Source organism: Corynebacterium sp. USCH3 (assembly GCF_037619475.1).
Taxonomy (GTDB): Bacteria; Actinomycetota; Actinomycetes; order Mycobacteriales; family Mycobacteriaceae; genus Corynebacterium.
The window spans coordinates 76,521-102,169 of sequence record NZ_JAQPZT010000003.1 but is presented as its reverse complement, the minus strand read 5'-3'; the positions used below and the strand labels follow the sequence as shown (position 1 = coordinate 102,169).

Genomic DNA, 25,649 nt, shown 5'->3' with positions numbered 1-25,649 from the left:
CGGTAGTGCGGGTGGTGCAGTGAAAAAAGGTCGTTGTCTGGTGGTGGGGGTTATCCCACGTCGCTGTCGGCGTCCGGACGTTCGTCGCGTGAGAGGTTGATCCCCAGTGCGGCGTTGGCGTGGTCCAACTCGTCGTCGTCGGTGGAGCTGAGCTCCATCGGCGAACCGTCGGCCGCCAGCACCTCGACGTTCAGGCACAGGGACTGCAGCTCCTTGAGGAGAACCTTGAAGGACTCCGGGATACCCGGGTCCGGAATGTTCTCGCCCTTGACGATCGCCTCGTAGACCTTCACGCGGCCCACGACGTCATCCGACTTGATGGTCAGCAGCTCCTGGAGGGTGTAGGCCGCGCCGTACGCCTGCATGGCCCACACCTCCATCTCACCGAAGCGCTGTCCACCGAACTGAGCCTTACCACCGAGCGGCTGCTGGGTGATCATGGAGTACGGGCCGGTGGAACGGGCGTGGATCTTCTCGTCGACGAGGTGGTGGAGCTTGAGCATGTACATGTAGCCCACGGAGACCGGGTACGGGAACGGCTCGCCCGAGCGACCGTCGATGAGCTCGGCCTTACCGTCGCCGTCCGTGAGGCGGATGCCGTCACGGTTCGGGCGGACCGACTTCATCAGACCGGACAGCTCCTCGTTGGAGGCGCCGTCGAACACCGGGGTGGCGGTCAGCGAGTTGGCGGGCACGTCGTAGAGATCCTCGGGGAGGGTCTCCATCATGGCCTTGACCGTCGGGTCGTCCGAGTCGGTGTCCACGGACCAGCCGTTCTTGGCCAGCCAGCCCAGGTGGGTCTCGAGGACCTGACCGATGTTCATACGACGCGGCACACCGTGGGTGTTCAGCAGAATGTCGACCGGGGTGCCGTCCGGCAGGAACGGCATGTCCTCGGCCGGCAGGATCTTGCCGACGACACCCTTGTTGCCGTGGCGTCCGGCGAGCTTGTCGCCGTCCTGGATCTTGCGCTTCTGCGCGACGTACACGCGGACCATCTCGTTGACGCCCGGGGACAGGTCGTCGTCGTCCTCACGGGAGAACACCCGCACGCCGATGACCTTGCCGGTCTCGCCGTGGGGCACCTTCATGGAGGTGTCGCGGACCTCGCGGGCCTTCTCACCGAAGATGGCGCGCAGCAGGCGCTCCTCCGGGGTCAGCTCGGTCTCGCCCTTGGGCGTGACCTTGCCGACGAGGATGTCGCCGTCGCGGACGTCGGCGCCGATGCGGACGATGCCACGCTCGTCGAGGTCGGCGAGCACGTCCTCGCCGACGTTCGGGATGTCGCGGGTGATCTCCTCGGGCCCGAGCTTGGTGTCGCGGGCGTCGATCTCGTGCTCCTCGATGTGGATCGAGGTGAGGATGTCCTGCTCAACCATGCGCTGGTTGAGGATGATGGCGTCCTCGTAGTTGTGGCCCTCCCACGGCATGATGGCGACCAGCAGGTTGCGGCCGAGTGCCATCTCACCGTTGTCGGTGCCGGGACCGTCGGCGATGGCCTGACCGGCCTCGACACGGTCGCCCTGACTGACCAGGGGCTTCTGGTTGTAGCAGGTGCCCTGGTTGGTGCGCTCGAACTTGCGCAGCATGTAGGTGTCGCGCACGCCGTCATCGTCCATGATGGTGATGTAGTCGGCGGAGACGAACTCCACGGCACCGGCCTTCGGGGACACGATGACGTCGCCGGCGTCGTAGGCGGCACGCTGCTCCATACCGGTACCCACGAACGGGGCCTCGGCGCGCAGCAGCGGCACGGCCTGACGCTGCATGTTCGCACCCATGAGGGCACGGTTGGCGTCGTCGTGCTCGAGGAAGGGGATCATCGCGGTCGCGACGGAGACCATCTGACGCGGGGACACGTCCATGTAGTCGACCTTGTCGGCCGGGACGACCTCCACGTCGCCGCCGCGCAGACGGACCTCGATCTGCTCCTCGGCGAACCGCTTGTCCGCGGTGTACGGGGTGTTCGCCTGGGCGATGATGTGGCGGTCTTCCTCGTCGGCGGTGAGGTAGTCGACCACGTCGGTGATCTGACCGTTCTCGACGCGCCGGTAGGGCGTCTCGATGAAGCCGAAGGGGTTGACCCGTGCGTAGGACGCCAGGGAGCCGATCAGGCCGATGTTCGGACCCTCGGGGGTCTCGATCGGGCACATACGTCCGTAGTGAGACGGGTGCACGTCGCGGACCTCGAGGCCGGCACGCTCACGGGACAGACCACCGGGGCCGAGAGCGGAGAGGCGACGCTTGTTGGTCAGACCGGACAGCGAGTTGTTCTGGTCCATGAACTGCGACATCTGCGAGGTACCGAAGAACTCGCGGATGGCGGCGGAGACCGGGCGCACGTTGATCAGCGAGGTCGGGGTGATCGACTCCGCGTCCTGCGTGGTCATGCGCTCGCGCACGACACGCTCCATGCGGGACAGGCCCACGCGGATCTGGTTCTGGATCAGCTCACCGACGGTACGGACGCGACGGTTGCCGAAGTGGTCGATGTCGTCGGTGCCCAGCGGGATCTCCACGGAGTCCGGGGAGGTCATGTCCTTCTCACCGGCGTGCAGACGCACGAGGTACTCGATGGTGGTGAGGATGTCCTGCTCGGTGAGGGTCATGGGGCCCTCACCTCCGGTGCCGAGTCCCAGCTTGCGGTTGACCTTGTACCGGCCGACCTTCGCCAGGTCGTAGCGGCGGGAGTTGAAGAAGCTGTTCTCCAGCAGGGCCTGCGCGGAGTCGCGGGTCGGCGACTCACCGGGACGCTGCTTCCGGTAGATCTCCAGCAGAGCCTCGTCGGTGTTGGCGACACCGTCCTTCTCGAGGGTCGACATCATGATCTCGGAGAAGCCGAAGCGCTCGGTGATCTCCTCGGCGCTGAGGCCCAGCGCCTTCAGCAGGACGGTGACCGGCTGACGGCGCTTGCGGTCGATACGCACACCGATGGTGTCGCGCTTGTCGACGTCGAACTCCAGCCACGCACCGCGCGACGGGATGACCTTGACCGAGTGCAGCGGACGCTCGGTACCCGGGTCGATGGACTCGTCGAAGTAGACGCCCGGGGAACGCACCAGCTGGGAGACGACGACGCGCTCCGTACCGTTGATGATGAAGGTGCCCTTGTCCGTCATCATCGGGAAGTCGCCGATGAAGACGGTCTGGCTCTTGATCTCACCGGAGGTGGCGTTGGTGAACTCCGCGGTGACGTACAGCGGAGCCGAGTAGTTGATGTCCTTGTCCTTGCACTCGTCGACGGTGTTCTTCACATCGTCGAAGCGCGGCTCGGACAGGACCAGGGACATGTTCTCGGAGTAGTCCTCGACAGGGGACAGTTCTTCGAGGATGTCCTCGAGACCGGAGGTGACACGAACGCCCTCCCCGGCCTCAGCCTGCTTACGGGCGCGCCACTGCGGCGTGCCGACGAGCCAGGCGAAAGAGTCCCTCTGGATGTCGAGAAGACCGGGAACCTCGATCGGGGCGTCGATCTTCGCGAACGAGTGACGTTGCGAAGCTCCGGGAATTCCCGGGGTGGAACTGGTCAGGCGGGAGACTGCCAAGATGGGGTCCTTCCAGCACCTCACGTGCCTGCCGTTGCCCGGGCCGCCGAAACGGGAACCGGATGGTGGCGGACACGGTTGCTATGAGCGTACGGTCTGCGGTGGTCTGTGGGGGTTCTGTGGAGGTTGACGGGCCGGGTCAGTTGCGAACCAGTGTCCGGAAACAGTTGATGGACCTTGTCAAGTCGGAGGTCCGGGCCGGATCGGCCTGGTCGGGCACTCTGGCGTTCCGCCGTGCCGTGACCATGTCGATCCCCTCCGTACCATCACTCATCAAGGTCGTGTCCTGTTGTTTTCGCAACGTCGTCGGATGTCAATCCAGCGCAACGATCGATCGTATATCACCCGCACACGGATGTCCACCCCTGCGACACACCCGGTCCACCCTCCCCGTGGACCGGCGGCGTCCGCCCCGCTACTCCTCCGGCGACTGCGTCCGTCCAGACCGCTGGACCCGCTGTGGCCGAAGTGCCACAACCGCCGAACCGAGTGCCACGATAGCACCCGTGACCGTCAGCACAATACCCCAACCTCGTGTCGGCCGGTCCTCCCCCAGCGCCGCCGCCTGAACAAGCAGGTCATCTCGCTCACTCTCCGGCGTGGTGCCGCGGAAGGCGCTGAGCAGTTCGGGGGACCCGGCCGCGTCGGAGGACTCACCGGAGTCCCCTGCCACGCCCGTGTCCTCACCGTCGGATACGTACACGTCCTGGATGTCCTCGGCGACGGAGACGATCATCCCGCTGTGCGGCTCCACCCGGAACTCCTTGGTCCCGTTGCGGTAGAGCGACGACGGATCCCCGTCCGCCGTGGATGACGTGGCACGGTAGTACCCCGGGTTCGCCTGACGTACCGGTTCCGCATGGAACTCCTGGCGGAACACGTAGACCTCCGTCCCGTCGACGTCCTCGGTCTGCACGAAACGGGCGGGCACGTCACGACGCAGGAGGTTGTCGAACACGCCGTACTCCTCTTGAGCGGTGTCCCGGGGGAACGCCAGCCACTGACCGGTGACCTCCGTCGACCGGGCCGGTGTCGCCGGGGTGTCGGCCACCTTCGCGTCACCGAGTGACTCCCCCGTCAACCGGTCGATCCGGTAGCTCCACACCTCAGCGTCGAGAAGGCCGGCATCGCCGTCAATGTCGTCACGCACCGAGGTGACTCCGACTGTCGCAGCCGCCGCCTCATCGTCCGCCGGCTCGCCCAGGGACACCGCGTAGGTCTTCGTCACCGGTGCTGTGACGGGCTCCGGAGCTGTGGCACCGTCGTCGGCGCTATCGTCGGCGCGTGCGTCGTCGAGGTAGGCGGCGCCGACGCGCGCCTCGTCGTCGTGCAGCGTCAGCTGTGACTCACTGAGTTCCAGCGGAACCGGACGCTCCGGCGGTACAAGTAGCGGAAGCGCGATTCCGACGGCGAGGAGGATGCACCCCAACCCGAGCGTGAGGACGGCGACGACGCGGGATCTCGGAAGCATGCGGACCATCGTAGTGCCCGACACCTCGGAGACGGGAACAAACGAGACCACCCCCGCCGGGGACGTCCTGAGAACGTCCCTGACGGGGGTGGTGGGTGCGGCGTGAGCCGGGTCCTCCTACTTGAGGGAAACCTTGGCGCCGGCCTCTTCGAGCTTGGTCTTGGCAGCCTCGGCGTCGTCCTTGGAAGCACCCTCGAGCAGAGCCTTCGGTGCGCCCTCGACGAGCTCCTTGGCCTCCTTCAGGCCCAGGCCGGAAACGAGCTCGCGGACAACCTTGATCACGCCGATCTTCTTGGCGCCGGCGTCCTCGAGAACGACGTCGAACTCGTCCTTCTCTTCCTCGGCGGGAGCAGCGGCAGCGCCGGGGGCGGCAGCAGCGGCGACCGGGGCGGCAGCGGTGACGTCGAAGGTGTCCTCGAAGAGCTTGACGAACTCAGAGAGCTCGATCAGGGTCATCTCCTTGAAGGCTTCGAGCAGTTCGTCGTTGGTGAACTTAGCCATGTCGGCTTCCTTTCTTTGTCCCGCTCAGTGGGTGAGCGGGAAACGGGGTGTAAAGCGTATGGGGGTTAAGCAGCCTGACGGATCAGGCGGCTTCCTTCTTCTCCTGGAGCGCGGCGGTGAGCCGTGCGACCTGGGAGGCCGGAGCGTTGAACAGGCCCGCGGCCTTGCTGAGGGAGCCCTGCAGGGCGCCGGCCAGCTTGGCCAGGGTGGTCTCGCGGTTGTCCAGCTCGGCAATTGCCTCAACCTGGGCGGCGGACAGCGGGTTGCCGTCCATGTTGCCGCCCTTGATCACGAGTGCCTTGTGATCCGCGCCGAACTTCTTGAACGCCTTGGCAGCGTCCACTGCCTCGCCCTGAATGAAGGCGACGGCGGTCGGTCCGGTGAGCAGTTCATCAGCGATCTCGACGCCGGCCTGCTTGGCGGCCAGCTTGATCATGGTGTTCTTGGCGACGGAGTAGGTCACCTCGGAACCCAGGGTCTTGCGCAGCTCGGTCGTCTGAGCGACGGTCAGTCCACGGTACTCGGTGAGGACGGTGGCACTGGCGTTCTCGAAACGTGCGGTGAGCTCCGCGACCGATGCGGTGTTCTTTGCGTTTGCCATACTCTCGCCTCCTTCCTGATGTCTGTCGGTGGTGCGACCAGACGGTGTCTGAACGGCCATCCGGCAGAAAAACAGTGACGCCCCGTGCCACAGGGCACGGGGCGCAGAGGACGACGGTGTGGACCGTGTCGGTCCGGCGTCGTTCGGCGTGTTCCGTGTTTCCCTGCGTGGGTCGCCATCGCCGCTGCGCGGTGGATGGTCCTTCGTCCGTCCCCCCGGTGCTGCCCGGGGAGACGTCGACCGACGGTCTCCGGTGAAACTTGAACGTTCGCGGGTGACCCGCGATCAAACTTCTCGCATGACTATAGACCTGGCGGACGCCGAAACCAAAATCGCGCGCGACAGGGTACGGCCTAGTAGTTTCGGAGGGATGAGTTCACCGACAAATACGTACGCCTCCTCCGGCACTCCCGAACACCGCTTCTTTCTCACGGCGTTCCTGAAATCCTGGGGCAACCCGGATCCACTGCCCGCCGGGGTGAACGACTGGGAGACCCCGCTGTCCGACGAGCACCCCGTCCCCGTCGTCCTGGTCCACGGCACGTGGATGAACGCCTACGGCACGTGGTCGATGATCGCCCCGAAGCTGATGTCCCGCGGTTTCCGCGTCTTCGCGCTGAACTACGGCACCAGGGACGACAGCCTGCTCGGTCGACGTAAGAGCTGCTTCGCCAACGGCGGTCTCGTCGATTCGTCCGCGGAGGTCGCTGACTTCGTCGACACCGTCCTCGAACGTACCGGGGCGTCGCAGGTCGACGTCATCGGCCATTCCCAGGGCGGCGCCCAGGGCCGCCTCCTGCTCTCCGGGAATGACGGCCGGTTCGCCGGGGACGATCCCCGGGTCCGGAACGTCATCGAGCTAGCGGGCTCCGGCCACGGGACGACCCTGATGGGGTTGGGCACCCTCGCTGCCTGGCTGCGCGACCGGCTCCGCGGCCGCGTCGACGTGTCCGCGCTGCTGAGAGCCGTGCTGGGGCAGTGTGCCGAGGACCAGATCGTCGACTCGGACGTCCTCAGGGAGCTGAACCGTGAGGGCGACACCGTGCCCGGAGTCCGCTACACGATGATCAGCACCCGCTACGACGAGGTGGTGACGCCCTGGCGGACCCAGTTCCTGACCCCGGGGGCCGGCGCGACGGTCCGCAACTTCTGCGTCCAGGCCGACGGCAATTCCCGTGACTGGAGTGACCACATGTCGTTGCCCTACTCCCCCCGCGCCTTCGACCTGATCCTGGAACAGCTGTCAGACAGCGACAGCGGGCGCGACGGGGCGTACCGCGACACTCACCCGCACGTCACAGCGCGGGTACTCCCGGTGCTCGGACAACTGCGGCAACGCGGCTACTGAGCGTCACAGGAAACCGCCCCCACCCGGCGCCGGTACGATCCGGGGCGGGTGGGGGCGGTGAACACCGGGGAGAGGGGAACTAGTCCTCTTCGCCGGTGAAGTTCTTCATCACGGACGGGTCAACCTGGATGCCCGGGCTGTTCGTGGTCGCGACGGTGATCTTCTTGATGTAGCGGCCCTTGGCTGCGGACGGCTTCACGCGGAGCAGTTCCTCCACCAGCGCGCCGTAGTTCTCGGCGAGGGCCTTCTCGTCGAAGGACGCCTTGCCGATCAGGGCGTGCAGGTTGGCGGCCTTGTCGACGCGGAAGGAGATCTTTCCGCCCTTGATCTCGGCGACGGCCTTGGCGACGTCGGTGGTGACGGTGCCGGTCTTCGGGTTCGGCATGAGACCACGCGGGCCGAGCACGCGGGCGACACGGCCGACCTTGGCCATCTGGTCCGGGGTCGCGATCGCGGCGTCGAAGTCGGTCCAGCCGCCCTGGATGCGCTCGATCAGCTCGGAGGTGCCAACGGCCTCGGCGCCGGCCTCTTCGGCGGCGGTGGCGTTCGGCCCCTCGGCGAAGACGATGACGCGGACGTTCTTGCCCGTGCCGTTGGGCAGGGAGACGGTACCGCGGACCAGCTGGTCAGCCTTGCGGGGGTCGACACCCAGGCGGATGGCGACGTCGACCGTGGCGTCGTGGGTCTTGGAGGAGGTCTCCTTGGCCAGCTTGACGGCCTCGATCGGGGAGTAGAGACGATCGGCGTCGATCTTCTCTGCGGCGGCGCGGTACGCCTTGGAGTTCTTGCTCATGGTACTGGTCCAATCAGTGGTTGTTGGAGTGTGGTTGACGGGCCGCAAGTGGCCCTGCCACGGGTGTCGCCGGTGTTACTGGGCCGGCTGGTCGACGACGTCGATGCCCATGGAGCGGGCGGTACCGGCGATGATGCGGGCGCCGTTCTCCAGGTCGTTGGCGTTGATGTCCTCGAACTTGGTCTGGGCGATCTCACGGCACTGTGCCCAGCTGACCTGGCCGACCTTCTCCGTGTGGGGAACGCCGGAGCCCTTCTGGATGCCTGCGGCCTTCAACAGCAGCTTGGCTGCCGGAGGAGTCTTCAGCTTGAAGTCGAAGGAACGGTCCTCGTAGACCGTGATCTCGACGGGGATGACGTTCCCGCGCTGGGACTCGGTCGCAGCGTTGTAGGCCTTGCAGAACTCCATGATGTTGACGCCGTGCGCACCGAGCGCCGGGCCGACCGGGGGAGCCGGGTTAGCGGCGCCCGCCTGGATCTGCAGCTTGATCAGGCCGGAGACCTTTTTCTTCTTCTTCGCCATGGTTCACCTCTTCACGTGGTACCAGATGTGCCGTCCGGAGGACGGCGTCGTCCGTCCTATGGCGGGGACGGGGCGCACCTGTCCGGATGCCGGTCTGGTTACCGGCCACCGGGTGGAATGTTCATGTGCTCACGATGAGCAACGGTCAAACTCTAGTTGAGCTTCTCTACCTGGTCAAATGCCAGGTCAACGGGGGTCTCGCGGCCGAAGATCGACACCAGCGCCTTGAGCTTGCTGTTGGTCGCGTCAATCTCGGAGATGGTGGCCGACACGGAGGCGAAAGGCCCGGACAGCACGGTGACCGACTCGCCGACCTCGAAGTCGACCTCGACCTGGTCCCCGAGCGGGGTCGGCGCCATGGCGACACCGGTGTCGCTGACGTCGACCGGTGTGGCGGAGTCGGACTCCTCCTGCGTCGCCGGTGCGGTGGCGGTCTCCGGCGGGAGGAGGAACTTCGCGACCTCACGGATCTTCACCGGGGTCGGCTTGCCCTCGTTGCCCACGAAGGAGGTCACGCCCGGGGTGTCGCGGATGACGGACCAGGATGCGTCGTCGAGTTCGATGCGCACGAGCACGTAGCCGGGCAGCAGCTTGCGCTTGACCCGCTTGCGCTTACCGTCCTTGAGCTCGGTGATCTCCTCGATCGGGACGACGACCTCGTGGATCTGCTCGTCGACACCCAGTGTCTGGGCACGCATCTCCAGGTTGGTCTTCACCTTGTTCTCGTAGCCGGAGTAGCACTGGATGATGTACCAGTCTCCGTCGAGCTTCTTCAGCGCGCGCATGAACTCGCGCAGCCGGGTGCGGTACGCGGCCATCGCGGCGTCTTCAGGGCTCTGTTCGTCGGCGGGGGCGTCGGCGACCTGCGCCACGCCCTCCCCCGCGAGGTCCGCAGCCGGAGCGGTGTCGCCGAGTTCGCTGACGGCCTGCTGCACGTCGTCGTGCGCCGCGGCGGCGAGCCCCTCGGCGGTGCTGCTGTCGTGAATGTTCTCGTCACTCATGGGTTGATCATCTCCCGGATGGTACTCACGCTTCAAGGGTCGGTCTGGTGGTCCTGGATTTCCATTGCCGGACGGTGACTTCCCTGCCCCGCATGAAAAATCCGCCTCGCCGGTAGGCGGAGGCGGTGGATACTGACCACGATGGTAGCACGGTCAGAGGCCGAACATGAACTCCAGACCTTCACCGGAGAGCAGGTCGACGACCGTACACAGGGCCGTGATGACGATGAGGAAGACCAGGGTGACGATGGAGTAGGTGACCATCTCACGACCGGTCGGCCAGATGACCTTCTTGACCTCCGAGCCGACGGAACGCGGGAAGGCCAGGACGCGACTCCCCCCGGACGTCGCTCCGTCCACGTCGGTGACCTTCGCGGTCGTCCGGTTGTCCTGGTCGGCGGCGCCACCTTCTCCGCTGACCTGACGCTTGCCGGACGGACGCAACGGACCGCCGGTGGAACCGACTTCGTTGTTCTTCTCGTCACTCACGTGATCTACAGCTCCTCGGAATGTGAAAAACCCCGGGGTGCCGGACCGACCACGCTGGTCGGCCCGGCATCCCGGGGGCATGTGCAGGGGCGACAGGACTTGAACCTGCAACCTGCGGTTTTGGAGACCGCTGCTCTGCCAATTGAGCCACGCCCCTTCGCGATTTATCTCAGCCTACCACGGCGGATGGGCGTCAACGTCTCACGGACGGCACCACCTCAGTGGCACCCGGAGAAGTCTATCAGCCCCACGCGCCGCGGAACAACCGGGGCCGGTTTCGAGGTAGGCACGCCTGCCCCCTCGGGAGCCCCTGCGAGGATGGACGGTGCCGCCTCCCCTGTTTTCCGACTCTCCCCGCCGTCCGTCCGGGAACCTTCTCGACGAACAGCGGGCACACCGGCCACGGGCGCTCTCCGCACAGCAGAACACCCCGCGTCCTACGTGTGCAGGTCGCGGGGTGATCGTTGTCTTGCTCTGGTAGCGATGCCGGGGATCGAACCCGGGACCTCACGATTATGAGTCGTGCGCTCTAACCATCTGAGCTACACCGCCAGGGCCATTCAACCGGCTGTGACCGGCAAGCCGGATATCGCCTCAAAATGACTTGAGCCCCCTGACAGAATCGAACTGTCGACCTTTTCCTTACCATGGAAACGCTCTGCCGACTGAGCTAAGGGGGCGTGCTCCACACAACAAGAACGGTTCGCAACCTTGGTTGTTCCCGCTCCAGCTCCTGAAGCCTGAAGTAGAATAACCAGAGCGACCGTACTTGCACAAATCCACAGGTCACACCGGATAAATCCGAGGGTTCCAGGCTCGCCCCGCCCCGCCAGCATGGGCAGTCACGACGACAACAGACGGAGGCCCCGTCTCCGCCCAGAACCTCCACCGGGAGTAGCCGTCGGCTCGCGGACGCCGAGCCACCGGGCCACCGGGCCACCGGGCCACCGGGCCACCGGGCCACCGGGCCACCGGGCCCACGCAACACAAAACCGCCCGGGGAGTGTGTCCACTCCTCGGGCGGTTCATTCTGTGCCAGGTAAAGGATTCGAACCTTTGAAGGCAATGCCGGCGGATTTACAGTCCGCTCCCTTTGGCCGCTCGGGCAACCTGGCGTGCACCTCACGGTGCGAGGGATACCCTACTACGAGCACCGCATCAGTCCGCAAACCGGCTGGTCAAACCCCTACTCAGCCCAGACGGTCGAGCGAGTACTCCATGAGGTTGCGCAGTGCACCGGTCGCCGGGATCTCCGGGAGCAGAGCCAGCTCCGCCTCGCCGAGCCCGCGGTAGCGTTCCACGTCCGCCAGGGCCCGCTCACGTCCGTCGGAGGCACGGATGAGGGTCAACGCCTCATCGACGAGGTCGTCGTCGGTCACCGGACCGGTGAGCAGTTCCCGCAACCGGGCACCGCCGACCGTGTCCTCCCGCATCGCGTACAGCACCGGCAGCGTGAACACACCCTCACGGAGGTCGGTCCCGGGGGTCTTGCCGGACGTCTCCGGATCAGACCAGATGTCGATGATGTCGTCGACGATCTGGAAGACCTGGCCCAGGTGCCGACCGAAGCGGAACAGCGCGTCACGGTGTTCACCGGTCGCCCCCGCGTGCAACGCGCCGAGGTAGCCGGCGGAGGCGATGAGAACGCCGGTCTTCTCCTGGATCACCTGCATGTAGTGCTCGATCTCGTCGTCGCCCTGGGGCGGACCGATGGTCTCACGCATCTGTCCGGTCACGAGTTCCCCGAACGTGTCGGCGAAATGACGGACCGTCTCGGTACCCAGGTCAGCCATCAGCCCGGAGGCGACGGCGAAGATGTAGTCGCCGGCGAGGATCGCCACGGAGTTCGACCACCGCGCGTTCGCACTGGGCGCACCCCTCCGGCGCTCCGCCTCGTCCATCACGTCGTCGTGGTAGAGCGTGGCGAGGTGGGTGAGCTCGACGACGACGGCGGCGTCGGTCACGTCGGCGTGGTCGCTGCCCTTGTCGCCGTCACCGTACTGCGCCGCCAACAGGGCGAACATCGGACGGAAGCGTTTTCCCCCGGAGACCGCGAGGTGGCTGATCTTGTCGGTGAGAAAGCTCTCTCCGGACGACAGGACCTCGCGGAGCCTGGCCTCCACCCGGGCCAGGCCGTCCGGGACGGCGGTGTTGAGGTACTCGTCGCCGAGATCGAGCCCCACCCGCACATCCGAGTTAGTGCTTGCCATGAATTACGTAGCCTCTGTCCGTCAAACGTCTTCTCTGGAAAATCTTGCTCCCCGCTACTGTAGACCAGCACCTCCGCACGGACACAGACGAGCGCGGTCCTGTCCCGTCTCTCCGATCACCGTCCCCGGTACCCGGTCGTGCCACAATAGTCGACGATGAATGCCACAGAGTGCGAAGTTCTCGTCGTCGGTGCCGGGCCGGCGGGTTCCGCCGCAGCACACCGGGCCGCCCTCGCAGGTCGCGACGTCCTCCTCGTCGACATGCAGGACGTCCCCCGTGACAAGACCTGCGGCGACGGACTCACGCCCCGTGCCGTCCACGCACTCGAGACGCTCGGCGCCGCCGACCTCGTCGACGTCGACGCCGGACGGCCGCACATCCGCGGACTCAAACTCCACGGGTTCGGCGGGTCAGTGACCGCCCCGTGGCCCGAGCACCCGGAGTTTCCCGCGTGGGGGACGGCTGTGCCCCGCACCGACTTCGACACCGCCCTCGTGGAACTGGCCGTGTCCTCGGGCGCACGGCTGCGGACAGGGCTCAAGGCCGTGGACGTCGACACCGACCTGGTCGGTGGCGCCCGACGCGTGCGGGCCGTCCACTTCGCCGACGGCACCACCGTGCGCTGCCGCTACCTCGTACTGGCCGAAGGAGTGCGCAGCGGCCTCGCCCGCTCTCTCGGGTCACAGTGGCTGCGTGGTCTCGTGCACGGTGTCGCCGCCCGCTCCTACTGCCCCACCCCCTTCGGCGACGAGCCGTGGATCCACTCCCACCTGGAGCTTCGGGACGCGGAGGGCGTCGCGCAGCCGGGCTACGGCTGGATCTTCCCCCTCGGCACCGACGGCGAACACGGCTCTGCGGTGAACCTCGGGTGCGGTGCCCTCTCCACGTCGAGGCGCCCCGCGAAGGTCAACGTACGCAGACTGCTGGCGTCCTACGCGTCCCAGTGCCGCGACGACTGGGACCTCGGCGAACCAACTCGGGTGGCCAGCGCCCTGCTTCCGATGGGCGGGGCGGTCACCCGGGTGGCCGGGGTGAACTGGGCGGCCGTCGGAGACACCGCCGCCCTGGTCAACCCGCTGAACGGGGAAGGCATCGACTACGCCCTCGAGTCCGCCGTGGACCTGGTCGACATGCTGCCCGACGCCGACACCTCCCCCGACGGACTCCGCCACATGTGGCCGTCCCACCTGCGGGGACGCTACGGTGACGCATTCTCCCTCGCACGCCGCGCGGCGACGCTGCTGACGATGCCGGGCCTCCTCGCCGCGCTCGGCCCCCTGGGGATGCGTGGCCCCCTCGCCGGCCACCTGATGGGCTCCGCCGCCCGGCTGATGGGCAATCTCGTGACCCCCGAGGACACCGACCTCACCGCCCGAACCTGGCTCGCCGCGGGCAGGCTCAGCAGTGCCCACGACCGCTTCTGGCACGCCGAGTCACGCCCCCTGTTCGGCGCCTGACTGGTGCCCGAACCGGCACCCGGTTAGCGGGGCTTCGTCGCGCTGTGCAGCGCGGTGATGCCGAAGGTGAGGTTCTGCCATCCGCAGCCCTCCCACCCGGACCGGTTCACCAGCGACGCCAGGGCCTCCTGGTCCGGCCATTCCCGGATGGACTCCGCCAGGTACACGTAGGCCTCCGCGTTCGAGGAGACCGCTTTCGCGACCGCGGGCAGCGCACGCATGAGGTACTCCATGTAGACCGTGCGGAAGACCGGGACCACCGGGGTGGAGAACTCACAGACCGTGAGCCGCCCCCCGGGCTTGGTGACCCGTGCCATCTCGCGCAGCCCCGCGGCAGGATCGACGATGTTGCGCAGCCCGAAGCTGATGGTGACGGCGTCGAAGGTGTCGTCCGGGAACGGCAGGTTCATCCCGTCGCCGCAGACCTTGGGAACGTCCCGGTCCTTGCCCGCGGCGAGCATCCCCGGGGAGAAGTCGCAGGCCACGCACCAGGCGCCGGACTCCGACAGCTCCACCGTCGAGACCGCGGTCCCTGCCGCCAGGTCGAGGACCCTGTCCCCCGGCGCGAGGTCGAGACGACGCCGGGTGCGCTTCCGCCACACGCGGTCCTGCCCGAAGGAGAGCACCGTGTTGGTCAGGTCGTAGTTCTTTCCGACGGCGTCGAACATGCGGGCAACGTCGTTCGGGTTCTTCTCCAGGCTGGCTCGTGACACGCTGACCCAGCCTAGTCGATCGGTCTAGGCGACCGTCGTCCTCTCCCCCGCGTTCCCCCGACGCCACCACCACTGCACCGCGACGAACATCAGCCCTGTCACGACCAACGACACCAGCCACACCGACAGTGCGGGGATGACCGACAAGGTCCACCCACGGCCCTGGACCTTCACGTTCTCCGTGTCGGAACGCTGGTAGTCGACGTAGACCCGGTCACCACGCGACAGTCCGGTCGGGTACTTCAGCCCCCGGTCCGGCTGGTGGTAGACGCCGGTGTCGTCACGGAAACGCACCAGGGTCGTCGACCCGTCGGCAAGCACGTCCGCCACAGCGACACCGCGGTCCCGGGAGATCTTCGCGTCGCCGACCGCCGCGTTGACCACCATCATCCCGCACACCGCGGTCGCCAGCAGGACCAGCGCCAGCACCGCCTGGATCAACCGGCGGTGGACGGTCTCCCGCGCCGGACGGGACGACCGCAGGAACGACGGAACAGTCAGCACGACCCCTACCCCCGCCCCGTCGGAGTCACCGTGGTCTTCTCAGTCAGTGCCCGGTGCATCCGTTCCCGTGGTGCGCGGGACACGACGGCCTCCACCACCAGGAGCCCGCCAGCGCCTTCGGCATGGTCCTCGAGCGCCAGACCCAACTCCCGCAGATTCTCCACACGCTGGTGTGCGACCCCGTAGCCGGCGCACAACGCCGCCAGGTCGGCACCGGTCGGGGTGCCGACCACCCGGTCGAAGGCGGAGACGCCGTCGTCGAACGTCCGCAGCCCGGGCACGCCGACCTCGAGCGTCTCGAAGATCGCGCCGCCGTCGTCGTTGGAGACCACGATCACCAGATTCTCCGGGCGCGGTTCCCCGGGGCCCGCCGACAGTCCGTTGATGTCGTGCAGGAACGTCAGGTCACCCATCAACGCCACCGTGCGCGGTGCGCGCATCAGGTCCGGTTCCTCACTCGCATGCGCCAGTGCCACCCCCACCGCCGTCGACACCGTCCCGTCGATGCCCGCGGCACCCCGGTTGGTGACGACGCGCACCCCCGGGAACGGCAGCCCCGTCAGGGACGCGTCGCGTACCGCGGAGGACGCCCCGAGCACCACCGCGTCCCCGTCGGACAGGCTGTCCGTCACCGCCGCCGCCACATGCAGACCGGTGAACTCCTCCTCCGAGATCTCGTCACGCACGGCCTCGGCAGCGACCTCTCCCGCCGCCGTACACGTGCGCACCCATCCCCGCGGATGATCACCGGTCACGGTCACGCCGTGCAACGGTGCGGCCGGGTCCACGTCCGTGCGGCCCACCGCGGGGGCTGTCGCACGGTCCGAGACCGGGAACACGCGGATCGCCGGATCCGCCAGCAGCCGGGCGATCCCCCGGTGCAACGTCGGGCGTCCGACGAGCACGATCTGCTCGGGACGCATCTGCGCACGGTACGCACCGTCACCGACACCTGCCCCGATCTCAGCGGCGAAGAGACCCGCCGCCGCAGGATGCACCGGGACATCAGGGGCCGGCGCCCCCGGCTCGGCGATCGTCGGCACCCCGGCGAGCTCGTCACACACCTGCTGCGCCCACACGGTGTCCCGCACATCACCGGCCACGACCAACGTCCGCCGGGACAGGTCCACCACCGCCGACGGCTGCAGCGGGGTGCGCAGGACGCCCTGCGACGTGGTGGCGTCCGGCTCCTCCGTCACCTCCGCCACCTCCCTCGCGGCGAAGCTGACCTCCGTCGTCGACGACGGCACCAACGGCTCGGTGAAGGGAATGTCGACCTGCACGCCTCCCGCCCCGACCGGGGACGTCGCGCGGAGGACGGCATGTGCGACCTGCCGACGGACCGTCTCATCGGTTCCGACGTCAGTACGGACAGCGGCGTCGATCCCGACAACCTCGACCGCGTGGGAACCGAAGATGCCGACCTGGTCGATCGTCTGGTTCGCACCCGAGCCGAGCATGTCCCACGGCCGGTTCGCCGAGACGACGATCAACGGCACCCCGGCAGCGGTCGCCTCGACCATCGCGGGCAGGCAGTTCGCCACCGCCGTCCCCGAGGTCATGACCACCGGTACCGCACGCCCCGACCGTTTGGCCAGGCCCAACGCCAGGAACGATCCGGAGCGTTCGTCCGTCCGCACGTGCAGCCGGAGCCGGTGGGTCCGGTCGGCCTCGGCGAACGCCAGCGCCAGCGGAGCCGACCTGGATCCCGGGCAGACCACCGCCTCCGTGACACCGTTGGCGATGAACGAGTCGACCACCAGTGCAGCCACCCGCGTCGCGGCGGCGGGAGCGGCGGAGATAGCGGAGGCGTCAGGAGCGTCAGGGGCGTCAGAGGCGGGGTCAGCAGGGTCGATCGGATCAGTCACACTTCCAGACGCTACCCGGCGGTCACGGACACACCGAAAAAGAGGCGGGAAAAGTCTGTGGCGGTGCAGTCCTGGGGAGCCACAGCTGCACGGGAACAGACATTTCCGGGAACATGACGGGACGGGACGCGCCGCCGCCGGCTCAGCGTCCGTGGTGAGACGCAGCTCGCGTCAACGCATTGCCCACCTGCGTCAGATAGCGCCCCCGGTCACCGTGCAGCAACGACCAGTCCGCCCGGACCGTCTCCCACCCCATGTCCCTGAGCTCCTGGACCTGCACGAAGTCTGTGGTCCTCTGAGCACGGTCGGCATGGCTCCCGCCGTCGTAGTACAGCCCCACCTTCAACTCGGGGCACGCCAGGTCCAGGACCGTCCGGTCCTTGCGTCGGGGACCCCACGACACCTCGACCTGCGACATCCATGCGTATCCGTCCGGCAGCAGGTCCCGCACGACCAACCGCAGCAACGTCTCCTGAGGCGACTGCGCGCCGGAATCGGACATGTCCGTCAGTCGCCGTGCCGTGTCCGCGTCAACCCGGCGCGCGCACCCCTCCACCAGCTCCCCGATGCCGAGAACGGTGCACTGGCGGAGTGCGTCGATGAGCTGCACCGCGCGAATCCCTGCCAGGCTCAGCCCGTTGACACCGGCGGTGAACCAGGTGTGCCGCTGACCGACCACCGCAGCCAGGCACTGTGCCGCAGCGACCTCCACCGGCACGACCGCGAGTCCCGGTACCACCGGATCGGGAAACACCGGGTCCACACCCTTCGGCCACGCCCGTACGACGGGGCGCCGCGGGGTCCTCGACGCAGAGGCTGTCCTGCCCGGGCCCGACGGGGACAGGCGACGTGAATGCAGCAGCACCGGAGCAGCGTCCGCCCAGTACGGCAGCCCGTGAATACCCAGTGCCGCCCACCCGCCGATCATCGCACCGGGGTTCTCCGCCGCGTGCGCCCGGGCGCGGCTGACGATGTCGTGCACGAACAGTCCCGGGTCGTCACCGCGTCCGGTGGCGAAGACCCGGTCCAGCCCGTCGATCCCGTGCTTCTCCGGGAGGTCCGCCAGCGGACGTGGCAGGAGCAGACTCCTGGTCACCGGGGTGTACAACGACAGGATGCTCGACCTGCGCATTCCGGCGGCGACAAGATCCTTCCGTGCCACGGGCACCAGCGACGGCACGACCCGGCGTGTGTACAGCGGGCCGGCACCAGGCGGAATGCGCCCCTCCTGTTCCGCCTGCATGAGGTGGCGCATCCACGGTGATGCCTGCATCCCCTGTGCTACCCGTGTCCCTCGTGTTGTCACTGCCGACCCCTCCCCTGGTTGGTCTCTCCCCGGGGTCTATCTCACACCATCCGGGGCCGTACCGGGGTGGCAACGGGCAATCTGTGGATAACGTCGCACCGGGGACCCGGTCACTGTTCCCCCGCGCGCCGAAAAGTCTGTTTCCGTGCACGCGTGAGGCACCCAGGGCTGCACGGCGACAGACTTTTCCACGATGATGGGGGCGATGGTGGGGCGATGATGGGGGCGAGGACGCGGCGGGGCAGCTCCGGAAGCTACCGCCCCACGGCGCGGGCCAGATGCTGCCCGGTCACCGTGCCGGACGCCACCAGGTCCCCCGGCGCGCCGGAGAAGACCACGCGGCCTCCCTCGTGTCCGGCACCGGGGCCGACGTCGATGATGTGGTCGGCCGCCGCCATCACCGCCATGTTGTGCTCGATGACGACGAGGCTGTACCCGTCGTCCACCAGGGACTGCATCATCGTCACCAGGGTGCCGGTGTCCGCCAGGTGCAGACCGGAGGTCGGCTCGTCGAGCACGATCACGGCCGTCCCGTCGGTCCCCTTCAGTCCGTCCCCGAACTTCGCCGCCAGCTTCAGGCGCTGGCGCTCGCCGCCGGACAAGGTGTTCAGCGGCTGCCCGAGCCGCAGGTAGTCCAGGCCGACCTGCATCAGCCTGTCCAGTACCTCCGAGACACCGCGGGACGCCGCGCTGGACGACACGTCGTCAGCGAAGAAGTCCCGGGCCATTCGCACGGTCATGTCCAGCACGTCGCTGATGGTGCGTCCCGCCAGCGTGAACTCCAGGACCTCGGGGCGGAATCGCCTCCCACCACATTCCTCGCAGGGGGTCGACACCCCGGCCATGATCGCCAGGTCGGTGTACACCACCCCGAGGCCGTTGCAGACCGGGCAGGCCCCGTCCGAGTTCGGACTGAAGTGTGCCGGTGTGGCGCCGGCGGCCTTGTTCGCCCGCGCGAAGAGCTTACGGACGTCGTCGAGTACCCCGGTGTAGGTCGCCGGGGTGGAGCGTCGGGACCCCCGGATGCCGGACTGGTCGACCACGGTCACGCCGTCGTGCCCGGTCAGACCGCCGTGGACCAGGGACGACTTCCCGGAGCCGGCGACACCGGTGACCACGGTCAGTACGCCGAGCGGCACGTCGACCGAGACGTCCTGCAGGTTGTTGTCGTTGACGTGCTCCAGGGAGATCACGCCGGACGGTCCACGCACCGCGTCGCGCAGCGCCACACCGTGGTCGAGCGAGCGGGCGGTGAGGGTGTCCGCACCGCGCAATTCGTCGTAGGTCCCGGAGAACACCACCTGTCCACCGGCTTCACCGGATCCCGGTCCGATGTCGACGACATAGTCCGCGGCCTCGATGACCTCCGGCTTGTGCTCGACGACGAGGACCGTGTTGCCTTTGTCCCGGATGCGGCGCAGCAGGCCGATCATCCGGTCGATGTCGTGCGGGTGCAGGCCGATCGTCGGCTCGTCGAAGACGTACGTCACGTCCGACAGCGGCGAGCCGAGGTGCCGGATCATCTTCACCCGCTGCGCTTCACCGCCGGACAGTGTGCCCGCCGGGCGGTCCAGACTGAGGTACCCCAGGCCGACGTCGACCAGGTTGTCGAGCATGCCGAGGAGGTTGGCCCGCACCGGCGCGACGGACGGCTCGGCGTCCAGGGCGAGGACGAGCCCCCGCAGCTCGGTGATCTGTGTGGAGTTCCACTCGCCGATGGTGCGTCCGGCGACCGAGGCGGTGCGGGACGCTTCCTTGAGCCGGGTGCCGTGGCAGTCCGGGCAGGGGCCGGTGGTGCTGATCCGCTCCACGAAGTTCACGATCTGCTTCTGCTTCGGCGGGGTGTCCCGGTCGATCCACAGCCGTCGGATGCGGGTGACCAGCCCGTCGTAGCTCAGGGTCGAGAAGCCGCTGTTGTCCTCCTTGGCGACCTTGATCTTCTGCGACGGCGCGTAGAGGAAGAACTCGCGCTGCTCGGGTGTGTAGTCACGGACCGGGACGTCCGGGTCGAGGCGTCCGCAGTTGGCGTAGGACGACCAGTACCAGTCCCCCACGCCGAATCCCGGCGCGTCGATCGCGCCCTCGTTCAGCGACTTCGACTCATCGAGGAAGGTCGACACATCGATCGTGGCACCCACCCCGGTGCCCTCGCAGGTGGGGCACCATCCCTCGGGGAGGTTGAAGGAGAAGTGGCCGGAGGCGCCGACGTACGGCTCAGAGAGCCTGCTGAACAGGATACGGACGAGAGAGGACGCGTCGGTCGCCGTACCGACCGTGGATCGCGAGTTCGCCCCCATGCGTTCCTGGTCGATGATGATCGCCGGGGAGAGGTTCTCGAGGAGGTCGACGTCCGGGCGCGGCAGGCTGGGCATGAAGCCCTGGATGAACGCACTGTAGGTTTCGTCGATGAGCCGGCGGGACTCCGCGGCGACTGTCCCGAAGACCAGGGACGACTTGCCCGAGCCGGAGACACCGGTGACCACGGTGAGTTTCCTCTTGGGGATGTCGACGTCGATGTTCTTCAGGTTGTTCGCCCGGGCTCCCCGGACATGGATCGTGTCGTGGCTGTCGCTCATCCGACCTTTCTTACCGGAAAAGTCTGTCACCGTGCGCGTTCCGGGGCCTCAGACCTGCACGGTGACAGACTTTTCGCGGAGGTGCGCGCTCCTCACAGGTGCGCGTAGGACGCGGCGAGGCGGTCGAACCACCAGTCCCGACGACCGGCGGGCGAGGCCAGCGCCGCGAGCCGGTCCGGATCCGGGCTGAGCCGGGTCACGGCGAGTCGCCCGTCCACGATCTCCCGTGGCGCGCAGACGTCCTCGGCGAACAACGAGCCGGTGGCCAGGCCCGCCGCCTGCGGTGCCACGACCATGTCCTCGTCGTCGGTGTAGCCGGGCAGACTGGCGGCGGCCAACAGCCCGGCGTACATGCCTACGGCGGATTCCAGGGCGGAGGACACGGTGACGGCGACCCCGAACCGTCCGATCTCCTCGGCGATCGCCCTGACCTGGGCCACCCCGCCCAGCGGTGCCGCCTTGAGCACGGCGACATCGCAGGCCCCGGCCTGGACCACGGCAAGGGGGTCGGTGGACTTGCGGATCAGTTCGTCGGCGGCGACCCGCACCATCATTCCCCGGGAGCCAAGGCACCGGCGCAGCTCGGCGAGTTCGGCGACCGTCGCGCACGGTTGTTCCATGTAGTCCAGCGGGCCGCCCCCCTGGGACGGGTCGGTCAACGCCTGGGCGGCGGTGAAGGCCTCGTCCACCGTCCAGCCGGCGTTCGCGTCGACCCGGACGGCGATGCCGGGACGGGCCTCGCGCACGGCCCGGACCCGCGCCAGGTCGTCGTCCAGGGTCTGTCCGGCCTCCGCGACCTTGACTTTGACGGTCGTGCAGCCGGGGTAGCGGTCGAGCAGGCGCGCCACGGCCCCGGGCGAGGCGGCGACGTCCACCGCCGGGATGGTCGCGTTGACCTCCACCGAGCTCAGGGACGGCTCGGGGGTGTGACCCCAGCCCAGGTCGACGGCGCTGCGCAACCAGCGGGACGACTCCTCGGCGCCGTACTCGAGGAACGGAGCCCACTCCACCCAGCCCGACGGGGCCTCGACGAGCATCAGCTCGCGTTCGGTGACCCCCCGGAACGGCACGCGCAGCGGACAGGTGACGACCCGGGCGCGGTCGGTGAGCTCGGATAGTGCCGGAAGCGCGGGAGTGTCCATGCCCACACCCTACGATGGTGGCATGACTGAGAACCCTTTTGACCCGTCCCAGTGGCGCGAGGTCCCCGGCTTCGACTTCGACGACATCACCTACCACCGGCATGCGGGAGAGGGGCGTGAGAACGGGATCGTGCGCATCGCCTTCGACCGTCCCGAGGTGCGCAACGCCTTCCGCCCGCACACGGTCGACGAGCTCTACCGCGCGCTCGACCACGCCCGACGCTCGCCGGACGTGGGCACCGTCCTGCTGACCGGCAACGGCCCCAGCCCGAAGGACGGCGGTTGGGCGTTCTGCTCCGGCGGCGACCAGCGTATCCGGGGACGCTCTGGCTACCAGTACGCCACCGACCACGACGGCGACGTGACCGCGGCGACGGCCGACAAGGTCGACGAGGCACGGGTGAAGGCAGAGGGCGGACGCCTGCACATTCTCGAGGTGCAGCGGTTGATCCGGACGATGCCGAAGGTCGTCATCGCCGTGGTCAACGGGTGGGCGGCCGGCGGCGGACACTCCCTGCACGTCGTGTGTGACCTCACGATCGCCTCCCGGGAGCACGGGATGTTCAAGCAGACCGACGCCGACGTCGGATCCTTCGACGCCGGGTACGGTTCCGCGTACCTGGCGAAGCAGGTGGGACAGAAGTTCGCCCGGGAGATCTTCTTCCTGGGACGGTCGTACTCCGCCGAGCGCATGATGCAGATGGGTGCGGTCAACGAGGTCGCCGACCACGCCGAGCTCGAGGAGACCGCCGTCGAGTGGGCGCGGGCGATCAACGGGAAGTCCCCCACCGCCCAGCGGATGCTGAAGTTCGCCTTCAACCTCCCGGACGACGGCCTGATGGGTCAGCAGGTGTTCGCGGGTGAGGCCACCCGCCTGGCGTACATGACGGATGAGGCCGTGGAGGGCCGCGACTCGTTCCTGGAGAAGCGGGCACCCCGCTGGGACGAGTTCCCCTACTATTACTGAGTGGAAGCTGTGAATCTGGGGAATCCTCGGTGACTTTTCCGCGGGGGAACCTGTGACCATGGGATCTGTCAACGATCAGCGCGCCCCCGCGCATCCCGCGCAGGTCACTCCTGTAGCACACCTGCGGAATTTCCCTTGAATTCACCCACTGTTTATCTGATCCGTTGTCGGTGCCAACCACGCGATCGCCGGTGACCTGCGATTACCCCGAAAAGACCACTACTTAAGTGAACACTATATACCCCCGTTTTTCACCCCCGTAATTTTCGGCAGAGTAGACGTTTCCGCCGATAGGCGGGATATTTCTAGGTGTGACTGAGCTTCTCATCCTTCTGCTCGTGATCGGGACCGCCCTGGCGTTCGACTTCACCAACGGCTTCCACGACACCGCCAACGCGATGGCCACCTCCATCGCCACCAAAGCCCTGAAGCCGAAGACGGCGGTCGCCCTGGCCGGCCTGCTGAACCTCGTCGGAGCATTCCTCTCGGTGGAGGTCGCCAAGACCGTGGCCAACGGGATCGTGAACCTGGAGGACTTCGACCTCAGCGTCGTCGCGGAGGCCGACAAACTCCTCCTCGTCGTCTTCGCCGGACTCATCGGCGGCATCCTGTGGAACCTGTTCACCTGGCTCTTCGGCCTTCCGTCCAGTTCCTCCCACGCCCTGTTCGGTGGCCTCATCGGCGCCGCCATCGCCGCACTCGGCGTCTCCGGTGTGGTGTGGGACGGCGTCCTGCAGAAGATCATCGTCCCGGCACTGGCCGCGCCCGTGATCGCAGGTCTGGTCGCCGCCGTCGGCACCGCCGGCGTCTTCAAGCTCACCCGGCGGACCCGTGAGGGCGAGCGAGACAACCTCTTCCGGCTCGGGCAGATCGGTTCGGCCTCCCTCGTGGCCCTGGCCCACGGCACCTCGGACGCCCAGAAGACGATGGGCGTCATCTTCCTCGCGCTCGTCGCCAGCGGGAACCTCGACGCCGCCGCGGACATGCCCTTCTGGGTCACCGCGAGCTGTGCCGTCGCTATCGCGGCCGGCACCTACGCCGGCGGCTGGCGCGTCATCCGCACCCTGGGCAAGGGCCTGGTCGAGATCACCTCCCCGCAGGGCATGGCCGCCGAGACGTCCTCCGCCGCCATCATCCTGACCTCCGCACACATGGGCATGGCACTGTCCACCACCCACGTGGCCACCGGCTCGATCCTGGGCTCCGGCGTGGGCAAGCCCGGCGCCAAGGTGCGCTGGGGAGTCGCCGGACGCATGGGCATCGCCTGGATCACCACCCTGCCGCTGGCCGCGGCGGTCTCCTGGCTGGTCTGGACGCTGTCCAACCTCGTTGCCGAGGCGACGTCGATGGCCGTCGGTTCGTTGTTCTCCTTCCTGATCCTGGTCGCCGGTGTCGGCCTTATCGTGTACAAGGCACGGAAGCAGCCGGTGCACGCCGACAACGTCAACGAGGACTGGGACGAGCACGGCCTGGCGCCCGAGGCCGGTGCGGGCGACCGTTCCGGGCAGGACGCCGACGCACCCGCGAAGCAGGAGAGCGACACCTTCGTCCACGCCCTCGCCGGTGCCGGCGTCGGCGCTGGTGTCGGTGCCACCCCCGGCGCAGGACCGGACGGCGGTGCCGGCAGTACCGGCAGCGTCAGCAGTGACCCGGGCATCGGACGTGGCGACCCCGCCTCCGTGCTCGACACCTCCGCCGGCCACGCGGCCGGCACCAGCACCACGAGGGAGAACTGACCATGACCATCCTCGAATCCCTGCTCCAGGTCACCATCGCCGGACTCGTGCTGGGCGCCGGTCTGCCGATCCTGTTCGGCGTCGGCATCCGCCTCTGGGTCCCGAGCACGAGCAGCCCGGACGGTACAGACGGCTCAGCCGGCACAGCCGCACAGACCGCCCCCTGGCGTCGCACCGCCGCCGTCGTCATCTTCGGCATCATCGCCCTGTCGATCGTCGTGGGCCTGCTGTGGATCACCCAGGGCCGGATCTACTCCGCCTTCGGCTGGGACGTCTTCGGCACCGCCGGACAGGCCGGCGGACACTGACGCCCCACTCCTGAACTTCCCCGTCACGCAGCGGAAACAACGACAATACTTGACGTCACCCATTGTTTGGATCTACCATCTGTGGACATTGTCAATGTATCGTCCGGTCGCCTCGCCTGAGGGAAGTAAGGAAGTGATGTCCCATGCCGTACCCGATGTCCGTCACCCGGCCGCTGGCCCGCCTCCTCGACTGGTACCGCAGGCCCGGCGACGGGGTGCACACCGCCACCGACAGCACTGTTCTCGGCGTCCTCCCCGGGACCTGCCCCGAGCGGGAAGCGAGGGGAACAGCCGGGTCGCGGCGGACCCAACCGGCCCGGGACACGATGACACTGCCCCGCACCGTCCGGCCCGAACACACCGACTCCGCCACCCGGGTGTTCTCACCCGCGTGCCTCGGCATCGTCGGTACTGACGGCGCTGCCGAGCACACACCCGATGTCCTCGCCCTCCTCATCGACGAGGGGCGCACACCGGCCACGCCCCAGGACGTACGTACGGCTTTCCGGGCACTCCAGGGGCGTCGGCCGTCTGCGGCGGAGTCGGCCGCAGCCTGCACCGCCGTGGCCTCCTTCGGGCTGCTGGCCTGA

The 25,649-nt window shown here is 67.8% G+C and carries 21 protein-coding genes and 4 tRNA genes; 6 read left to right on the top strand and 19 right to left on the bottom strand.

From position 1 onward, the window contains the following. Positions 1-50: 50 nt before the first annotated feature. From rpoB to rplJ, 4 genes are all read right to left on the bottom strand, one after another. A complete protein-coding gene (gene rpoB / locus PQI66_RS06635; protein WP_339996939.1) occupies positions 51-3,569 on the bottom strand; it encodes a DNA-directed RNA polymerase subunit beta in 3,519 nt (1,172 codons plus the stop codon). 391 nt (positions 3,570-3,960) lie between these two features. After that, positions 3,961-5,016: a DUF3068 domain-containing protein gene (locus PQI66_RS06630; protein WP_339996937.1), complete on the bottom strand. Its 1,056-nt coding sequence runs from the start codon at positions 5,014-5,016 to the stop codon at positions 3,961-3,963. A gap of 117 nt (positions 5,017-5,133) precedes the next feature. Further along, positions 5,134-5,517: a 50S ribosomal protein L7/L12 gene (gene rplL / locus PQI66_RS06625; RefSeq protein ID WP_339996935.1), complete on the bottom strand. Its 384-nt coding sequence runs from the start codon at positions 5,515-5,517 to the stop codon at positions 5,134-5,136. Between the two features lie 82 nt (positions 5,518-5,599). After that, complete coding sequence (gene rplJ, locus PQI66_RS06620; RefSeq protein WP_339996934.1) at positions 5,600-6,118, bottom strand: 50S ribosomal protein L10; 519 nt, start codon at positions 6,116-6,118, stop codon at positions 5,600-5,602. A gap of 370 nt (positions 6,119-6,488) precedes the next feature. Here rplJ and PQI66_RS06615 point away from each other — a divergent pair, with 370 nt between their 5' ends. Beyond that, on the top strand, positions 6,489-7,466 hold the full coding sequence (locus PQI66_RS06615) for an esterase/lipase family protein (protein WP_339996933.1): 978 nt from the start codon (positions 6,489-6,491) through the stop codon (positions 7,464-7,466). A gap of 79 nt (positions 7,467-7,545) precedes the next feature. Here PQI66_RS06615 and rplA read toward each other — a convergent pair whose 3' ends face one another. From rplA to PQI66_RS06570, 9 genes are all read right to left on the bottom strand, one after another. Beyond that, positions 7,546-8,259, bottom strand: coding sequence for a 50S ribosomal protein L1 (gene rplA, locus PQI66_RS06610; protein ID WP_339996932.1), 714 nt, complete (start codon positions 8,257-8,259; stop codon positions 7,546-7,548). Positions 8,260-8,334: 75 nt separating this feature from the next. Continuing rightward, positions 8,335-8,781, bottom strand: a complete 447-nt coding sequence (rplK, locus tag PQI66_RS06605; RefSeq protein WP_339996931.1) for a 50S ribosomal protein L11 — start codon at positions 8,779-8,781, stop codon at positions 8,335-8,337. Positions 8,782-8,933: 152 nt separating this feature from the next. Further along, positions 8,934-9,782, bottom strand: a complete 849-nt coding sequence (nusG, locus tag PQI66_RS06600) for a transcription termination/antitermination protein NusG (RefSeq protein ID WP_339996929.1) — start codon at positions 9,780-9,782, stop codon at positions 8,934-8,936. A 153-nt stretch (positions 9,783-9,935) separates the two neighbouring features. Then, positions 9,936-10,271: a preprotein translocase subunit SecE gene (gene secE, locus PQI66_RS06595; RefSeq protein ID WP_339996928.1), complete on the bottom strand. Its 336-nt coding sequence runs from the start codon at positions 10,269-10,271 to the stop codon at positions 9,936-9,938. A gap of 84 nt (positions 10,272-10,355) precedes the next feature. Continuing rightward, a tRNA-Trp gene (locus tag PQI66_RS06590) sits at positions 10,356-10,428 on the bottom strand. A 318-nt stretch (positions 10,429-10,746) separates the two neighbouring features. Beyond that, positions 10,747-10,823 (bottom strand) — tRNA-Met (locus PQI66_RS06585). 55 nt (positions 10,824-10,878) lie between these two features. Further along, positions 10,879-10,951 (bottom strand) — tRNA-Thr (locus tag PQI66_RS06580). A gap of 353 nt (positions 10,952-11,304) precedes the next feature. Next, positions 11,305-11,386, bottom strand: a tRNA-Tyr gene (locus PQI66_RS06575). Between the two features lie 75 nt (positions 11,387-11,461). After that, positions 11,462-12,481, bottom strand: a complete 1,020-nt coding sequence (locus tag PQI66_RS06570) for a polyprenyl synthetase family protein (RefSeq protein ID WP_339996927.1) — start codon at positions 12,479-12,481, stop codon at positions 11,462-11,464. Between the two features lie 156 nt (positions 12,482-12,637). Between PQI66_RS06570 and PQI66_RS06565 the strand changes: the two genes are divergently transcribed. Beyond that, the gene (locus tag PQI66_RS06565) at positions 12,638-13,939 is read left to right on the top strand and encodes a geranylgeranyl reductase family protein (protein ID WP_339996924.1); all 1,302 of its coding nucleotides are present in this window, start codon (positions 12,638-12,640) and stop codon (positions 13,937-13,939) included. A gap of 23 nt (positions 13,940-13,962) precedes the next feature. On the opposite strand, the gene PQI66_RS06560 is transcribed toward PQI66_RS06565, so the two are convergent. The 6 genes from PQI66_RS06560 to PQI66_RS06535 all read right to left on the bottom strand — a co-directional run bounded on the left by PQI66_RS06560 (position 13,963) and on the right by PQI66_RS06535 (position 22,048). After that, positions 13,963-14,652: a demethylmenaquinone methyltransferase gene (locus tag PQI66_RS06560; RefSeq protein ID WP_339996923.1), complete on the bottom strand. Its 690-nt coding sequence runs from the start codon at positions 14,650-14,652 to the stop codon at positions 13,963-13,965. Positions 14,653-14,676: 24 nt separating this feature from the next. Then, positions 14,677-15,156, bottom strand: coding sequence for a DUF3592 domain-containing protein (locus PQI66_RS06555; RefSeq protein ID WP_339996922.1), 480 nt, complete (start codon positions 15,154-15,156; stop codon positions 14,677-14,679). Positions 15,157-15,161: 5 nt separating this feature from the next. Next, positions 15,162-17,024 carry a 2-succinyl-5-enolpyruvyl-6-hydroxy-3-cyclohexene-1-carboxylic-acid synthase gene (gene menD / locus PQI66_RS06550; RefSeq protein ID WP_339996920.1) on the bottom strand — a complete coding sequence of 621 codons (1,863 nt, stop codon included), beginning with the start codon at positions 17,022-17,024 and terminating at the stop codon, positions 15,162-15,164. Between the two features lie 142 nt (positions 17,025-17,166). Next, a complete protein-coding gene (locus PQI66_RS06545; protein ID WP_339996919.1) occupies positions 17,167-18,297 on the bottom strand; it encodes a hypothetical protein in 1,131 nt (376 codons plus the stop codon). Positions 18,298-18,584: 287 nt separating this feature from the next. Then, the gene (locus PQI66_RS06540) at positions 18,585-20,906 is read right to left on the bottom strand and encodes an excinuclease ABC subunit UvrA (RefSeq protein WP_339996917.1); all 2,322 of its coding nucleotides are present in this window, start codon (positions 20,904-20,906) and stop codon (positions 18,585-18,587) included. Between the two features lie 92 nt (positions 20,907-20,998). Beyond that, complete coding sequence (locus PQI66_RS06535; protein ID WP_339996916.1) at positions 20,999-22,048, bottom strand: o-succinylbenzoate synthase; 1,050 nt, start codon at positions 22,046-22,048, stop codon at positions 20,999-21,001. A 22-nt stretch (positions 22,049-22,070) separates the two neighbouring features. Here PQI66_RS06535 and PQI66_RS06530 point away from each other — a divergent pair, with 22 nt between their 5' ends. The 4 genes from PQI66_RS06530 (at position 22,071) to PQI66_RS06515 (ending at position 25,649) form a co-directional block, all read left to right on the top strand. Continuing rightward, positions 22,071-23,015: a 1,4-dihydroxy-2-naphthoyl-CoA synthase gene (locus tag PQI66_RS06530; RefSeq protein ID WP_339996915.1), complete on the top strand. Its 945-nt coding sequence runs from the start codon at positions 22,071-22,073 to the stop codon at positions 23,013-23,015. A 311-nt stretch (positions 23,016-23,326) separates the two neighbouring features. Next, positions 23,327-24,751, top strand: coding sequence for an inorganic phosphate transporter (locus tag PQI66_RS06525; RefSeq protein ID WP_339996914.1), 1,425 nt, complete (start codon positions 23,327-23,329; stop codon positions 24,749-24,751). Between the two features lie 2 nt (positions 24,752-24,753). Beyond that, complete coding sequence (locus PQI66_RS06520) at positions 24,754-25,059, top strand: hypothetical protein (protein WP_339996912.1); 306 nt, start codon at positions 24,754-24,756, stop codon at positions 25,057-25,059. Positions 25,060-25,202: 143 nt separating this feature from the next. Beyond that, on the top strand, positions 25,203-25,649 hold the full coding sequence (locus PQI66_RS06515; protein ID WP_339996911.1) for a hypothetical protein: 447 nt from the start codon (positions 25,203-25,205) through the stop codon (positions 25,647-25,649).

Excerpts from the sequence above, each read along its gene's own strand:
- PQI66_RS06540 (WP_339996917.1), bottom strand. The coding sequence starts at position 20,906 with ATGAGCGACAGCCACGACACGATCCATGTCCGGGGAGCCCGGGCGAAC.
- PQI66_RS06565 (WP_339996924.1), top strand. The coding sequence starts at position 12,638 with ATGAATGCCACAGAGTGCGAAGTTCTCGTCGTCGGTGCCGGGCCGGCG.
- PQI66_RS06515 (WP_339996911.1), top strand. The coding sequence starts at position 25,203 with ATGCCGTACCCGATGTCCGTCACCCGGCCGCTGGCCCGCCTCCTCGAC.
- PQI66_RS06570 (WP_339996927.1), bottom strand. The coding sequence starts at position 12,481 with ATGGCAAGCACTAACTCGGATGTGCGGGTGGGGCTCGATCTCGGCGAC.
- rplK (WP_339996931.1), bottom strand. The coding sequence starts at position 8,781 with ATGGCGAAGAAGAAGAAAAAGGTCTCCGGCCTGATCAAGCTGCAGATC.
- PQI66_RS06630 (WP_339996937.1), bottom strand. The coding sequence starts at position 5,016 with ATGCTTCCGAGATCCCGCGTCGTCGCCGTCCTCACGCTCGGGTTGGGG.
- PQI66_RS06545 (WP_339996919.1), bottom strand. The coding sequence starts at position 18,297 with ATGCAGGCATCACCGTGGATGCGCCACCTCATGCAGGCGGAACAGGAG.
- PQI66_RS06615 (WP_339996933.1), top strand. The coding sequence starts at position 6,489 with ATGAGTTCACCGACAAATACGTACGCCTCCTCCGGCACTCCCGAACAC.
- PQI66_RS06520 (WP_339996912.1), top strand. The coding sequence starts at position 24,754 with ATGACCATCCTCGAATCCCTGCTCCAGGTCACCATCGCCGGACTCGTG.
- nusG (WP_339996929.1), bottom strand. The coding sequence starts at position 9,782 with ATGAGTGACGAGAACATTCACGACAGCAGCACCGCCGAGGGGCTCGCC.
- rplA (WP_339996932.1), bottom strand. The coding sequence starts at position 8,259 with ATGAGCAAGAACTCCAAGGCGTACCGCGCCGCCGCAGAGAAGATCGAC.
- PQI66_RS06535 (WP_339996916.1), bottom strand. The coding sequence starts at position 22,048 with ATGGACACTCCCGCGCTTCCGGCACTATCCGAGCTCACCGACCGCGCC.
- rplJ (WP_339996934.1), bottom strand. The coding sequence starts at position 6,118 with ATGGCAAACGCAAAGAACACCGCATCGGTCGCGGAGCTCACCGCACGT.
- PQI66_RS06530 (WP_339996915.1), top strand. The coding sequence starts at position 22,071 with ATGACTGAGAACCCTTTTGACCCGTCCCAGTGGCGCGAGGTCCCCGGC.
- rplL (WP_339996935.1), bottom strand. The coding sequence starts at position 5,517 with ATGGCTAAGTTCACCAACGACGAACTGCTCGAAGCCTTCAAGGAGATG.